This is a genomic window from Micromonospora sp. LOL_021, from assembly GCF_048060215.1.
In the GTDB taxonomy this organism is placed as follows: domain Bacteria; phylum Actinomycetota; class Actinomycetes; order Mycobacteriales; family Micromonosporaceae; genus Micromonospora_E.
Genome location: NZ_JBHMIN010000003.1, coordinates 88,297 through 101,669 on the forward strand (window position 1 = coordinate 88,297; position 13,373 = coordinate 101,669).

14 protein-coding genes are annotated in these 13,373 nt (G+C 72.0%); 4 read left to right on the top strand and 10 right to left on the bottom strand.

The window, feature by feature from the left end; translation table 11 throughout:
• Positions 1–150: 150 nt before the first annotated feature.
• Complete coding sequence (locus ACFHWT_RS04055; RefSeq protein WP_416593215.1) at positions 151–1,212, top strand: YihY/virulence factor BrkB family protein; 1,062 nt, start codon at positions 151–153, stop codon at positions 1,210–1,212.
• 30 nt (positions 1,213–1,242) lie between these two features.
• On the opposite strand, the gene ACFHWT_RS04060 is transcribed toward ACFHWT_RS04055, so the two are convergent.
• The 3 genes from ACFHWT_RS04060 to ACFHWT_RS04070 all read right to left on the bottom strand — a co-directional run bounded on the left by ACFHWT_RS04060 (position 1,243) and on the right by ACFHWT_RS04070 (position 2,955).
• Positions 1,243–1,977 carry a Clp protease N-terminal domain-containing protein gene (locus ACFHWT_RS04060; protein WP_416593216.1) on the bottom strand — a complete coding sequence of 245 codons (735 nt, stop codon included), beginning with the start codon at positions 1,975–1,977 and terminating at the stop codon, positions 1,243–1,245.
• A 53-nt stretch (positions 1,978–2,030) separates the two neighbouring features.
• Positions 2,031–2,450, bottom strand: a complete 420-nt coding sequence (locus ACFHWT_RS04065; RefSeq protein ID WP_416593217.1) for a roadblock/LC7 domain-containing protein — start codon at positions 2,448–2,450, stop codon at positions 2,031–2,033.
• Positions 2,451–2,583: 133 nt separating this feature from the next.
• Positions 2,584–2,955 carry a hypothetical protein gene (locus tag ACFHWT_RS04070; protein ID WP_416593218.1) on the bottom strand — a complete coding sequence of 124 codons (372 nt, stop codon included), beginning with the start codon at positions 2,953–2,955 and terminating at the stop codon, positions 2,584–2,586.
• A gap of 227 nt (positions 2,956–3,182) precedes the next feature.
• Here ACFHWT_RS04070 and ACFHWT_RS04075 point away from each other — a divergent pair, with 227 nt between their 5' ends.
• Both ACFHWT_RS04075 and ACFHWT_RS04080 read left to right on the top strand, forming a co-directional pair.
• Complete coding sequence (locus ACFHWT_RS04075; RefSeq protein WP_416593219.1) at positions 3,183–4,208, top strand: glutathione S-transferase family protein; 1,026 nt, start codon at positions 3,183–3,185, stop codon at positions 4,206–4,208.
• Between the two features lie 36 nt (positions 4,209–4,244).
• The gene (locus tag ACFHWT_RS04080) at positions 4,245–4,529 is read left to right on the top strand and encodes a putative quinol monooxygenase (RefSeq protein WP_416593220.1); all 285 of its coding nucleotides are present in this window, start codon (positions 4,245–4,247) and stop codon (positions 4,527–4,529) included.
• Positions 4,530–4,580: 51 nt separating this feature from the next.
• Here the strand turns inward: ACFHWT_RS04080 and ACFHWT_RS04085 are convergent, their stop codons facing one another.
• On the bottom strand, positions 4,581–4,805 hold the full coding sequence (locus tag ACFHWT_RS04085) for a hypothetical protein (RefSeq protein ID WP_416593221.1): 225 nt from the start codon (positions 4,803–4,805) through the stop codon (positions 4,581–4,583).
• A gap of 10 nt (positions 4,806–4,815) precedes the next feature.
• On the bottom strand, positions 4,816–6,201 hold the full coding sequence (locus tag ACFHWT_RS04090) for a dipeptidase (RefSeq protein ID WP_416593222.1): 1,386 nt from the start codon (positions 6,199–6,201) through the stop codon (positions 4,816–4,818).
• Positions 6,202–6,292: 91 nt separating this feature from the next.
• On the opposite strand from ACFHWT_RS04090, the gene ACFHWT_RS04095 reads away from it, so the two are divergent.
• Positions 6,293–7,771 (top strand): plasmid pRiA4b ORF-3 family protein, encoded by a 1,479-nt coding sequence (locus ACFHWT_RS04095; protein ID WP_416593223.1) that lies wholly within the window; start codon positions 6,293–6,295, stop codon positions 7,769–7,771.
• 42 nt (positions 7,772–7,813) lie between these two features.
• Here the strand turns inward: ACFHWT_RS04095 and ACFHWT_RS04100 are convergent, their stop codons facing one another.
• The 5 genes from ACFHWT_RS04100 to ACFHWT_RS04120 all read right to left on the bottom strand — a co-directional run bounded on the left by ACFHWT_RS04100 (position 7,814) and on the right by ACFHWT_RS04120 (position 13,324).
• Positions 7,814–8,920 carry a M48 family metallopeptidase gene (locus ACFHWT_RS04100; protein ID WP_416593224.1) on the bottom strand — a complete coding sequence of 369 codons (1,107 nt, stop codon included), beginning with the start codon at positions 8,918–8,920 and terminating at the stop codon, positions 7,814–7,816.
• A gap of 31 nt (positions 8,921–8,951) precedes the next feature.
• Positions 8,952–9,662, bottom strand: a complete 711-nt coding sequence (locus ACFHWT_RS04105) for a uridine kinase family protein (protein ID WP_416593225.1) — start codon at positions 9,660–9,662, stop codon at positions 8,952–8,954.
• Positions 9,659–11,269: a cobyric acid synthase gene (locus tag ACFHWT_RS04110; RefSeq protein ID WP_416593226.1), complete on the bottom strand. Its 1,611-nt coding sequence runs from the start codon at positions 11,267–11,269 to the stop codon at positions 9,659–9,661. The genes ACFHWT_RS04105 and ACFHWT_RS04110 overlap by 4 nt, the downstream gene beginning before the upstream one ends.
• 31 nt (positions 11,270–11,300) lie before the next feature.
• The gene (locus tag ACFHWT_RS04115; RefSeq protein WP_416593227.1) at positions 11,301–12,326 is read right to left on the bottom strand and encodes a cobalamin biosynthesis protein; all 1,026 of its coding nucleotides are present in this window, start codon (positions 12,324–12,326) and stop codon (positions 11,301–11,303) included.
• A gap of 137 nt (positions 12,327–12,463) precedes the next feature.
• Positions 12,464–13,324, bottom strand: coding sequence for a single-stranded DNA-binding protein (locus tag ACFHWT_RS04120; protein WP_416593228.1), 861 nt, complete (start codon positions 13,322–13,324; stop codon positions 12,464–12,466).
• Positions 13,325–13,373: the final 49 nt, after the last annotated feature.

The window sequence follows — 13,373 nt, forward strand, 5'->3', positions numbered from 1 at the left end:
CCGGCCCGGGTTGTGTGTCCGACCCGATTGACAATTCAGGGCTTGCCCTGGACTCGATCGGCCCGGCCGGTGCCGGTAGGCGACCCGAGGATTGGCCGGGACGACGGTTGGGCAGGATCCCTCGTACCGTACCGATCGGAGGTCACCACGATGTCGACAGCGGGCACCACAGGGACTCAGCCGGACCGGGACGGGCCGGCGACCGACCGCCGTGACCCGGACGATCCCGGCCGGCCGCCGGTGGGGCCGGACGACGGGCCGGCCAGTCCTGCCCGGCTGTCAACTGCGTCGCTGTGGGCGGCCGCTCGGCGTACGGTCCGCGAGGTCACCGCCGACGCGGTACCTGACCTGGCCGCCGGGCTCACCTACTACGGCGTACTGTCGATCTTTCCTGGTCTGTTGGTGCTGGTGGCGGTGCTCGGGCTGCTCGGCGGCGGTGCCACCGATGACGTCCAGGGCGTGATCGGCGGTCTCGCGCCGGGCGAGATCGGTGGCTTCCTCGACGAGTCGATTCGCCAGGTCCGGGTAAATTCCGACACGGCCGGCCTGGTGGCCGTCGTCGGTCTGCTCGCCGCCTTCTGGTCGGCGTCCAGCTACATCGGGGCCTTCATGCGGGCCGCGAACGCCATCTACGACGTGCCGGAGGGTCGCCCGATCTGGAAGACGTTGCCGATCCGGCTGGGCGTCACCGCGATCATCGGGCTGATGCTGATCGCCAGCGCGCTGATCGTGGTCTTCACCGGGGAGTTGGCCGCCCGGACCGGGGAACTGCTGGGTGTCGGGCCGGAGGCGGTCGCCGCCTGGGACGTCGCCAAGTGGCCGGTGCTGGTGGTCCTGGTCAGCCTGATGTTCTCGATCCTGTACTGGGCCACGCCGAACGCCCGGCAGGGCGGGTTCCGGTGGGTGAGCCCGGGCAGCGTCCTGGCGGTGCTGCTCTGGCTGCTGGTCTCTGCCGGATTCGCGTTCTACGTCGCCAACTTCGGGTCGTACAACGAGACCTACGGTGCCATCGCCAGCGTGATCGTCTTCCTCGTCTGGTTGTGGCTGACCAACATCGCGATCCTGCTCGGCGGCGAGTTGGACGCCGAGCTGGAGCGGGGCCGGGCGATCGCGGCCGGTCATCCGGACGACCGCGAGCCGTACCTTCAGCTGCGGGACACCCGCAAGTTGCCCGCCAACCGCCAACCATCGGCCGCCGAGACCGACGGCTGACGGCGTGCGGCCGCGACCGCCGCTGGCCGGTCAGGCCGCCGGCGGGTCCTCCCGGGAGGCCGCAGAGCGGACGTAGGTCTCGACATCGGGTTTGGTGACTCCCAGATCGGCCAGCGGGCCGACCCCGGCGGCGTACTCCAGCAGGGCGAGCAGGACGTGGGCCGTCCCGACCATCCGGTCGTCGAACCGTAGCGCCTCGCGGAAGGTCAACTCCAGCACCTTGCGCACCTGGGCGTCGAACGGGACGAGCTCCGGCACGTGGTCGACCGCCGGCGGCAGGGCGGTCACCGCCACCTGACGAATCCGATCCGGGTCGCCCACCCGGTCGGCCAGAACCCGGGCGGCGAGGCTGTCCGGTTCGGCCAGCAGGGCCAGGACGAGATGCCCGGTGGTGATCTCGTCGTTGCCGGCCCTGCGGGCCTCGTGCTGGGCGGCGACCACCACGTTGCGGGCCTGCGGAGTGAACCGGCTGAACCCCTGCTGTGGGTCGAGGTCATTGGGTTCCTCCGGGGTCCTCGGCACGAACCGCTTCTGCGCGGCCTGCTTACTGACCCCGATGCTGCGCCCGATGTCGGTCCAGGACGCGCCGGACCGGCGGGCCTGATCGACGAAGTGGCCGATCAGGTGATCGGCGAGTTCGCCGAGGTGGTCGCCGACGACGACGGCGTTGCTGAGCTGGGCGAGTCGATCGTCACTGGCTCGTTTGATCCCGGCGATCAGGTCGTCGAGGCGGACCGGATTGCCGAGCGGCAGGTATTCGGACATGCGTCAACCATAGGTTGACGCATGTCTCACGTCAACCCATGGTTGACGTTTTCTCAGAGCCGCACCTGGTTGGCCAGATGCTCGTCGAGCATGGTGGTCAACCGGCCGGCCACCCCGCGCGCCTCGATGTGCAGCCGGGCGACGTTCAGCCCGTCGGCGCCGAGCACCGCGAGCAACGCCTTGTCGTTGATCGCGTACACCGAGAAATAGCCCTTGTGGCTGCGGACGGTGGACTCCCGAAACGGGCCCTGCCGCAACGCGAGGCCGGTCTGCCGGCCGAGTCCGAAGGTCGCCGCCGCGAGCGCCGCCAGGTCGTGCGGCTCTGTCCCGTCGGTCAGATCGTGCAGCAGCAACAGCCCGTCGACACCGGCGATCACCGAGCCGATCACGCCGGTGACGCCGTATTTCAGCGAGGCCAGTTCAGCGGACGCCGGATCCGGAGGTGACGGCACACTGCCGTTGGTTCCAGACATGACTGATCTCCGTTCGACGGTACGGTGCGGGTGTCGTCGTCCCACCCGGGCAGCGCACTCGCCGGGGAGGGCGGCCGAGCGCGCCCGGCCGCCGCCCACCCCGGCGAGCAGAGGAAACTCCTACTGATCCCGGTCAGAGCTCGATCGAGGCCTCGATCTGTCGCAGCTGGTGCCGGGCCAAGGCCAGGTTCGACCGGGAACGGCTCAGCGCCAGGTAGAAGAACAGGCCCTGACCGGACCGGGAGGAGACCGGGCGGATGAGGTGGTACTGGGTGTCCAGTGTGATGAGAATGTCCTCGATGCCGTCGGCGATCTTCAGCATCTCCAGGGTGCGCATCTTGGCCCGGACCACGTCCGTGTTCCCTGCTGCGGCCACCGCGAGATCCATCTCAGCAGAGCCACCGGCGGTGCCGAGTGTCATGCCGCTGGAGTAGTCGACCAGCGCGGCACCGAGGGCACCCTCGATGCCCATCGCGTCCTTGAGTGCCGTGTCGAGTGAAGCCATGCCCTGCCTCCGGGGTGATTTCAGGTGGGTCAACGCCCACCGGAGAGTTGCACGACGATGAGCCAGGGTGCACGTCGCCGGGCGATAACTGGCTGAGCAGACTACCAATCCCCGTCCGACGTCCGCCGAAGTCACCGACATGACCGATACCGCACGGTGAGCTGTCGCCGCCGACCCGACTGCGTCCGGACCAGGTGCGGCGCGCGTCGAATGGGTACGGTGCAGACATGGCGAAGACGGCAGACGGCAGCTACGTCAACCCCGGCGGCGAGTTCACCCGCGATCAGCGGTACATCGCGACCCGGATCACCGCCGACGGTCGCGACGGTTACCCGGTGGAGTCGGATCGATACCGACTGGTGGTCAGCCGGGCGTGCCCGTGGGCAAACCGGGCAATCATCGTCCGCCGGCTGCTCGGTCTGGAACAGGCCCTGTCGATGGGCGTGGCCGGGCCCACCCACGACAAGCGCAGCTGGACCTTTGACCTCGACCCGGACGGACGCGATCCGGTACTCGGTGTCGAACGGCTACAGGACGCCTACTTCGCCCGGTTCCCCGGCTACGAGCGCGGCATCACCGTGCCGGCGTTCGTCGACGTGCCGACCGGGCAGGTGGTGACCAACGACTACGCCCAGATGACCCTCGACCTGTCCACCGAGTGGACCGCGTACCACCGCAGCGGCGCGCCGCAGCTCTACCCGGAGCCGCTGCGCGCCGAGATCGACGAGGTCAACTCAGTGGTCTTCGCCGACGTGAACAACGGGGTCTACCGCTGCGGGTTCGCCGGCAGCCAGCAGGCCTACGAAGCGGCGTACCGACGGTTGTTCGACCGGCTCGACTGGCTCTCCACGCGACTGGAGAACCAGCGTTACCTGGTCGGCGACACCATCACCGAAGCCGACGTACGGCTGTTCACCACGCTGGTGCGCTTCGACCCCGTCTACCACGGACACTTCAAGTGCAACCGGCAGAAGCTGACCGAGATGCCGGTGCTCTGGGCGTACGCCCGGGATCTGTTCCAGACGCCGGGATTCGGGGACACCATCGACTTCGACCACATCAAACGGCACTACTACGAGGTCCACCGGGACATCAACCCGACCGGGGTGGTACCGGCCGGACCGGACCTGGCCAACTGGCTGACCCCGCACGGGCGCGACAGGCTCGGCGGACGCCCGTTCGGCACCGGCAGCCCTCCAGGGCCGCCACCGGCCGCCGAGCGGGTGCCAGCCGACCACACCCCACTGAGCTGAGACCGAGCTGGCCAGCGACCGACGCAAGGAGCGGCATTGATCATCATCGCCGGTGCACTGCACGTAGAGCCCGCCGGCCGGCAGGCGTACCTGGCTGAATGCCAACCGGTGGTGCAGGCGGCCCGCGCCACCACCGGCTGCCTCGACTTCAGCCTCAGTGCCGGCCTGGTCGAGCCGGACCGGATCAACGTCTACGAACGGTGGGAGTCCGGGGCAGACCTGCTCCGCTTCCGGGACTCGGGCCCGTCGGCGGAGCAGACGGCGGCGATCCGCGACGCCCGGGTCGAGCGCTTCGAGGTGTCGTCCGTCGGCTCGCCATGACGCTCGCCGTCGGTCGGCCGTGACCCGCTCACGGCCGACCGACGGACCAGGTCACGTCCGACTCGAGACGCCGGCCGTGGCCGGCTCCTCAACCCGCAGGCCGTGGGCACGCACCTCATCGGCCACCCGGGCCAACGCGGAATCAATGGCGCAGAGGGCGACCGAGACCTCGCCGAGCTGGGCACGCAGCGACTCCTCGGACCAGGCGGAGACGCTGACGCCCAGCAGAGCACTGACCGCGGCGTCGAGCCGCGCAATCACCTCGTTCGTACTCATGTTCGAAACACTAGCGTACCGACCGAAGCCCGCGCAGCTGAATCGCCGGATCCGCCACCGCCGCAAGCAGGAGCGCCTCGGCCAGGCAGACCCGGGCGAACTCGCCCAGGTGCAGGCTCTCGTTCGGCCCGTGCGCGGCGGTGTACGGGTCCTCCACCCCGGTCACCAGGATCGCCGCGGCCGGGAACATCTCCTGGAACGTGGCGATGAACGGAATCGAACCGCCGACACCGACATCCACCGGCGCCACGCCGTCCCACGCCGCCGCGAACGCCGCACGGGCCGCGTCGAAGTACGGACCGGTCGCGTCGATCACACAGGCGTCGCCGTCACTTTCCAGGCTCACCTCGACCCGTGCCCCCCACGGGGCCTTCGCCCGCAGATGTGCGGTCAACGCCGCGTACGCCGTCGACGGATCGTCGCCCGGAGCCAACCGCAGGCTCAGCTTGGCCCGCGCCGCCGGCACCAGGGCGTTCGGGGCGCCGTCGGTGGCCGGGGCGTCGATGCCGAGCACGGCCAGCGCCGGCTTGGTCCACAGCCGGTCGGTCAACGCTCCGGTACCGGTGAACCGCACCCCGTCGACCATGCCGGCCTCGTCCCGCAACCGCTGCTCCGGCAGGTCCACGACGGCGCCGGTCCGGCCGACCAGGCCCGGCACCGCCACATCGCCGGCCTCGTCGTGCAGGGTGGCCAGCAGTCGGCAGAGCGCGGTCAGCGCGTCCGGCACCGGACCACCGAACATGCCGCTGTGCACCGCCTGCTCGAGAGTGCGCACCTCGACGAAACAGTTGACCAGGCCACGCAGTGACGTGGTCAACGCCGGTACGCCGATCTCCCAGTTCGCCGAGTCGGCGATCACGATCACGTCGGCGGCAAGCTCGTCGCGATGGGCGTCGAGCAGTCGGGACAGCGACTCGCTGCCGTACTCCTCCTCACCCTCGACGAAGAGCACCACGCCGACCGGCAACGCGTCGCCGAACGCCCGCAGCGCGGCGAAGTGCGCCATGACTCCGGCCTTGTCGTCGGCGGCGCCCCGCCCGTACAGCCGGCCGTCCCGCTCGACCGGCTCGAACGGGTCACTGGACCACAGTGCCGGATCGCCGACCGGCTGCACGTCGTGGTGGGCGTACAGCAGCACCGTCGGGGCGCCGGGCGGCGCCGGCCGGCGGCCGAGCACCGCCGGCTGCCCGCCGGCCCGGACCACCTGCACGTCCAGTCCGCAGCCCCGGGCCAGCTCGGCGACCGCCGCGGCGGACCGCTCCACCTGGCTGTGGTCGAACCCGTCGAAGGCGATACCGGGGATACGGATCAGCCGCTCCAGGTCGGCGCGGACCCCGGGCAGTTCCCGGGCGATGGCGGACCGCAGGTCGGCGGCGGTGGGGATGGCAGTCGTCATCCGACGATGGTAGGGGCCGTCCGTTGCTCGTTCGGCGACACGCCGGGGACCTCGCCTCGCGCCGCCGCGAGCGGACGGGCACACTGGCGCGATGGACGGCACCGACAACCCCGAACCGTGCGACTGCCCCGGCTGCGGTGCGGAGACCGACGACGTCATCGGCACCCTGCTGAGCGGCGCCACCGCCCTGGTCGACGACGACGATCCGATCGCCGCCGAACTCACCGGGGCGATGTTCGTCGCGATGGTCGGCGACGAGCCCGACCCCGACGGCGTCCGCCCGCTCCGCGACGGGCTCATCCCGCAGCTCGCCGACCGAGGCGGCCCCGAAGCGGTGGCGCTGCTGACCGCGATCGCCGCGGTGTCCCCACCGCCCGCCGCCGAGGTGGCCAGAACCGCGGCGACGGCCCTCGCCGGGACCGGCGTACCGATGCCGAAGTGGGCCGACGAGGTCGCCGCCGAGGTGACGGTGGACGACTGCTGGCGGATCGACAGCCCCGACGGGACCGACTCGGTCTTCGCCGTCGCCTTCCGGCGGGCCGGCCGCACGCACGCCATGATGGTGATCGTCGACCACGCCGACTGCGCAGCCGCTCAGGACATCCTGCTGCTGGACGGTGACCAGCTGCCGGCGGCCCTGAACGAACTGACCCGGGATCCGGGCACCACCCAGACCCGGCTCGACCCGGCCGACCTGCGGTGGCACGTCGAGCAGGCGTTGGACGCCCGCAGCGTGCACGACGAGGCCGGCGCCGAACTCGACGACGAACCGGAGCCCGACGACGACGAGGGACCGCCGTACCCGGTGCTGGCCACCCTGCTGGACGCCCGGCTGGCCACCATGCCGAAGTCGGACCGGCCGCCGGCCCCGCACCACGACGCCGGTCCCGACGGCCTGGCGGACCTGCTCCCCGGCCTGCTGGACAGCGGCGGCTTCCCCGCGCAGCGCCGTCCCGGGTCGCTCCGGCCGGCACCGACGCGGAAGCTGCCGGCCAAACGGAAGAAGTCACAGGGACCGGCGCCGGTCTACCGGGTCGACGTCGTGCTGGCCGACAGCGAGCCGCCGGTCCGGCGGCAGCTGGAGGTCGTGGGTGACACTCCGCTGGAGGACCTGCACCAGGTGATCCAGTCGGCGTTCGACTGGGACGACAGCCACCTGCACCTGTTCGAGACGCCGTACGGTGATTTCGCACCGCCAGGCGACCGGACCGGGCACCAGTCGGAGCGCAAGGTCACCCTGGAGCAGGTCGCCCCGGCCGTCGGCGACACGATCACCTACCGGTACGACTTCGGCGACGACTGGACCCACAAGATCACCGTCGCGGCGGTCACCGACCGCGACCCGACGGCGGTCTACCCCCGGTGTACGGGAGGCGAGCGGGCCGCCCCACCGGAGGACTGCGGCGGCGTCTGGGGCTACGCCCACCTGCTCGACGTGCTGGCCGACCCGTCCCATCCGGAGTACGCGGACCGGCGCGACTGGCTCGGACTCGACGACGGGCAGGCACCGCTGGACCCGGGGCGGTTCGATCCCGACGTGGTCGAGCGGCGGCTGGCCGCGCTGCGCTGACCGGCGGCAGCTCGGCCCGCCGGCCACCAGGCCGGCCTGAAGTCAGCTCTGCCGGCCACCAGACCGGCCGGTGGAGCTGGCCGCGCTCATCCAGGACCGGGCGCGGCCGGCGGCCCCGCTGGCCCACTCGCCGACGTCGGCCGCGCCGGAACCCAGCCGACGCAGCAGGCCGACCAGCGGATCCTGACTGCGACCGAACTCCTCGCGGTACGCCTGCGCGGCGGCCTTGATCTCATCGGTCACCGAAGCGGTCGGGTCGTCGGCACGGCGCGGGTAGTCGCCGGCCAGCACCTGCGCGTACCCACCGGAGTCGATCCACTGCCGCAATGCCGCGGCCCGCGCCACCGGCACCGGGTGGGTGCTCCACGCGGTCATCCGGAACTTGTGCAGGCTGTCCCGCAGGTCACCGCCGCCGTCGTACTCGGCGGCCTGCTCCAGGAACGCGGCGGTGTCGATCTGGCTGAGGTCGCCGCCGCCGGCCAGCTTCATCAGCAGCCGCTGCGCCGCCGCCGGGTCCTGACCGGCGAGCAGCCCGGCACGGTCGCCGGACAGCTCCGCCTTGCGCCACCACTCCAGCATCGCTGCGATGATCGCCCGCAGCGCGATCGCGCCGACCGGCAGCCAACTCAGGTTCGCCGCCCAGCGGGTCAGGATGGTGAGAATCGTCTGGTAGACGGCGTGACCGCTACGGACGTGCCCCAGCTCGTGGCCGAGCAGCGTCCGCAGCTCGGCGTCGTCGAGCTGCTGTACGCAGGCGGTGTTGACCACGATGAACGGTTTGTCCAGGCCGATGGCCTGGGCGCCGAGTACCGGGGACTGGGTCACGAACAGCTCCGGCAGTTCCGGCACGTCCAGCGCGGTCGCCGCCTCGGCGAGCAACCGGTGCACCCGGGGGTACTGGCGGTGGTCGACCCGGATCGCCGACGCCAGGTAGCTAAGCCGGAAGGCGCGCTCGTTCCACATCCCGAAGAACGTCCGCACCACGTCGTCGAAGCCACGCAGCTCACGGAGCGCGGTCAACGCGCCCCGATCGGCCGGGTGCTCCCAGGCACGGGAGCTGATCCCGGTCAAGGTGATCCTCCGCCGGTCCGGGGTGGTGGCGTCGCTGGCCGCGGCCGTTGGCGTGGTGCCGTCGTCGGCTGCGGTCATGGCAAACGCTCCCCGGGATCGGCTGACTGGCCTACCCGGCCGATGGTGCCCCACCGGCGCCACCGGCGTCTACGTCCGGCCAGTCCCGGATCCACCCGTACGCCAGCTGGCCGGACGGGAGCTCAGCAGCGCCGTCAACGAGCAGGTCGACCGAACCGGGCGTACCGTCGGCGATGAAGAACCGCTCCTCGGCCCGCCGCCAGCGGTCGAGCGTCGGCTGAATCGCGGTCCCGTCGCGGGTGAGCGACCGGGCCAGGCGCACCGGTTCGGGTGCGGTGACGTAGACCGACAGCGTCGCGGCCGGCCGGACCGCCGCGCGGGCCGCGCTCACCCCTTCGACAAGGAGTACGGCGGGCGGTTCGATCACGGTCCAGCCGTCGCCGAACCGCCCGGCGGCCCAGTCGTATCGTCGGTAGCGGGCCGGCCGGCCGGTCCGCAGCGGGTCGAGCACGCAGGCGCTGAGCCGGGGCCAGAAGGTGAACTGGTCACGCCAGCCGTCCAGCAGGTCGTCGGTGTGTACGACCGCCACGGCCGGTCCGGCGACAGCGCTAGCCGGCTTCATGGCCGGCTTCGGGCCCGTCGCTGCGACCGTCGCGCAGGCGGTGGCCAGGCGGTCGGCGAAGGTGGACTTGCCGGCGCCGCTCGGGCCGTCGACGACGATGAGCCGGACCCGGCCGAGGCGGGCCGGGGCGACGTACACCCGGCGGGCCAGACTTTCGAAGGTCGAGATCCCCCGCGTCACCGGGGAGCTCCGGGTGGGATGAACGGTAGTCCGGCCGGCGGCCCGGACTCGATCAGCTGCCACAGCGCGGCGGTGTCCAGGTGCTGCTCGACCAGGTCGCCGAGCAGGTCCAGTCCGCGTTGGCGCAGCGCCGCGAAGCAGGTGTCCGGCGCGACGGTGAAGCCGTGCCGACCGGCCTGGCGGGCCATGTCGGTAAGGTAGCGGCGACGGAACTCGTCGGACTCGAAGGCACCGTGCCAGTGGGTGCCGCACACCGAACCGAGCCGCACGCCCTCAGTGCCGCCCGCCGCGCCAGGGCCGGCTCCCGGGCCGGTGCCCACCTCGGTGCCGGTGCCGGTGAACAGCGGCGAGGTCGACCCGTCGGACCGGGAGACGTACCCGTGGTGAATCTCGTAGCCGCGCACCGGCACGTCGCGGTAGGCCCGCCCCGCGCTGCGGGTGACGGTCTTGCGCCCGGCGAAGGTGATTTCGACGGGCAGCAGGCCGAGCCCCGGTACGCTGCCCCGGCGGCTCTCCACCTCGTCGTGGATCACCCGGCCGAGCATCTGGAACCCACCGCAGATGCCGAGCAGCGGGCGGCCGGCGCCGGCGTGCGCGGTCACCGCCGCAGCCAGCCCGGTCCCCCGCAACCAGGCCAGATCGTCCACAGTCGACCTGGTGCCGGGCAGGACGACGAGGTCGGCGGCGGCGACCTCGGTCGGGTCGACGGTGAGCCGGACCTGCACGCCCGGCTCGGCGGCGAGCGCTTCGAGATCGGTGGCGTTGGAGATCCGGGGTAGTCGCACCGCCGCGACCCGCAGGATGTCGCGGCCGCGCGGCGCCGTGGGTCGGCCGATCGTCTGGCCGTACGCCAGCGAGTCCTCGCCGTCCAGCCAGAGATCAGGCTGCCAGGGCAGCACCCCGTAGGTGGGTCGGCCGGTCACCTGGTGCAGCATGTCGACCCCGGGGCGCAGCAACTCCTGGTCACCACGGAATTTGTTGATCACGAACCCGGCGATGTGTGCCTGGTCCTCGGCGCTGAGCAGGGCGACGGTGCCGAACATGGCGGCGAAGACGCCGCCCCGGTCGATGTCACCGACGACGATCGCCGGCAGCCCGGCATGCCGGGCCAGCCCGAGGTTGACGAAGTCGCCCGCCCGCAGGTTGATTTCGGTTGGGCTGCCGGCCCCTTCACAGATCACCACGTCGTACTCGGCACGCAGCTCGGCGAGGGTGGTGTGCACGGTGTCGGCGAGGCGGGAGCGCATCGCGTGGTAGTTGGTCGCGGTGACGGTGTCGACCGCCTCCCCCAGCAGCACGACCTGGCTGGACCGGTCACTGCCCGGTTTGAGCAGGACCGGGTTGAACCGCATCTGCGGCTCCAGCCCGCAGGCGGCTGCCTGCACCGCCTGGGCCCGACCGATTTCCCCGCCCCGGCCGTCCGACCCGACGACCACCGCCGAGTTGTTGGACATGTTCTGCGCCTTGAACGGCGCGACCCGCACACCGTGCCGGTTCAGCCATCGACAGATCCCGGCGGCGAGCAGGCTCTTGCCCGCGTCGGAGGTGGTCCCGGCGACCAGTAGGCCACCACCACCGCCACCGGCGGGGCCAGCACTCCCCGGCACCCCGGACTCCCTTCCACTCCTGGTCCTGCCGCTACCGGCGGCGGATGGTCCGCACGACGGCCCTGACCATCTGCACGGTCAGCTGTGCGGCGGCCACCTGCACGACCGGCGCCGCGAACGCGGACGCGACGGCGGCGGTGTCGCCGACCCGCCGGGACAGGTTGGCTGCCCGGCGGATCTGCCGAGGCGAGGGACGCGGACCGTCACCAAGATACGGACGCACCTCGGAACGCCCGAAGTAGATGTTGCGGCCACCGAGCCGGACCCCTAGCGCCCCGGCGAACGCCGCCTCGCACTGACCGGCGTTGGGGCTCGGATGGTCGGCGCGGTCCCGACGCCACACCCGCCAGGCCCGTGTCCGGTCGCCCTTGACCGCCGGCGACCACCACACGGCGGCCAGCCCAGTGAGCCGCGACGGCACGAAGTTCAGCAGGTCGTCGAGTCGCGCCGCAGCCGTGCCGAACCGTTCGTAGCGCGACGACCGGTGCCCGACCATGGCGTCCAACGTGTTCGCCGCCCGGTAGCCGACCAGGCCGGGCAGACCGGCGACGGCACCCCAGAACAGCGGCGCGACCACGGCGTCCGAGGTGTTCTCGGCGACTGATTCGACGGTCGCCCGGGCCAGCTCCGGCGCGTCGAGCGCGGCCGGGTCCCGGCCGCAGAGGTGGTTGAGCCGGCGTCGGGCCGCTGGCACGTCGGCCCGACGCAGCGCCCGCGCCATCACGTCCGCCTCGGTTCGCAGCGTACGGCCGCCGAGCACCGCCCAGGTGGTGCCGGCGACGAGAGCCGCCCGGGCGACCGGATGCCGCCGGGTCAGCACCGACGCCGCCACGGCGGCGATCACCGGCCCCCCGACGGCCACGGCTGTGTAGGCGACGCCGGCCCGACGAGTCGGCCGGTACAGCCGGCGCTCGGCGGCGCCGGCCAACCGGCCGTACCCGGCGACCGGATGCCAGCGGCGGGGGTCGCCGAACAGGGTGTCCAGGGCGTAGCCGGCGACCAGACCGCCGGCCGTGGCGGCGGCCGACACCTTGCTCCTGGCAGCGCTGGTAGCCACTCCGGCAGCCTACGTGGGGCCGGTGACGGGTGACCGGTCGGCTGAGGGTCACCCGCCACCGGTCGGTCGACCGCCGGCGCGGTGGTACGGCAGGCTGGCCCGCACCACCGCGCTCGTCGGGATGGGCCGGGCCAGGGTCAGACCGGCACCGCCGTCCGGCTGCGCGACCGCCGGGCCCGGCTGGACGAAGCCGGCCGGTCCTCGGCCCGCAGTTCCTCGACCGGCAGCGGATCGCCGGTCGGGTCGTCGGGTTCCCGGTCGCCGCCCGGCGACCGCGACGCCGGCGTGTCCACCGGCAGGTCCGATGGCTCGTCGCGGTGACCGGCGTCGTCGCCGGTCGTCGTGGTGCCGGCTCCGGTGTCCTCGGGCGAAGCGGCTGCTGCGTCGGCCTGAGTCGAGGCGGCCTCGGCGGCGAGCACGTCCACGGCCAGGGTGATCGGCCGGCCAGCCGGGCGGTTCGGTTCCCCTTCGACCGGCGACGGCACCGACGGTTCCAGGAACATCGGGTCGTCGTCACCGTCGAACAGCTCGTTGCGGGTTGCCGGCGCCTCGTCGGCCGGCACCTCGGCGGTGGCCTCGCCCTGCACCCGCCGCTCCGGGTCGTCCCCGTCGACCTCGCTGGTCGCCAACGTCGGCCGGTTACGGGTGAACCGGCCCCGTCCACGCGCCAGGTCGTGCCCGACCGCCACCGCCTCCATCTCGTACTGCAGGCGGTTGTTGCCTTCGCCGTCGACCCAGTCGCGGGTGTAGAGCCGGCCGACCACGACGACCGGGTCGCCGAGCATGACCGAGGAGCAGACGCCTTCGGCCAGCTTGCGCCAGCAGTTCACCCGGACCCGCAGGCTGTTGCCGTCGACCCAGCGGTTGTTCTCCCGGTCGAGCCGGCGCGCCGTCGAAGCCACCTTGAAGTTGGCGACCAGCGTGTTGGTCTGGGTGGTACGCCGCCACTCCGGCGTGGTCAGCACATTACCGATAACCGTTACGTACGTATCGAACATCGCATCTCCGCAGGGGGCTCGTCGGGTTGATCTGATCGAGTCGACTCGA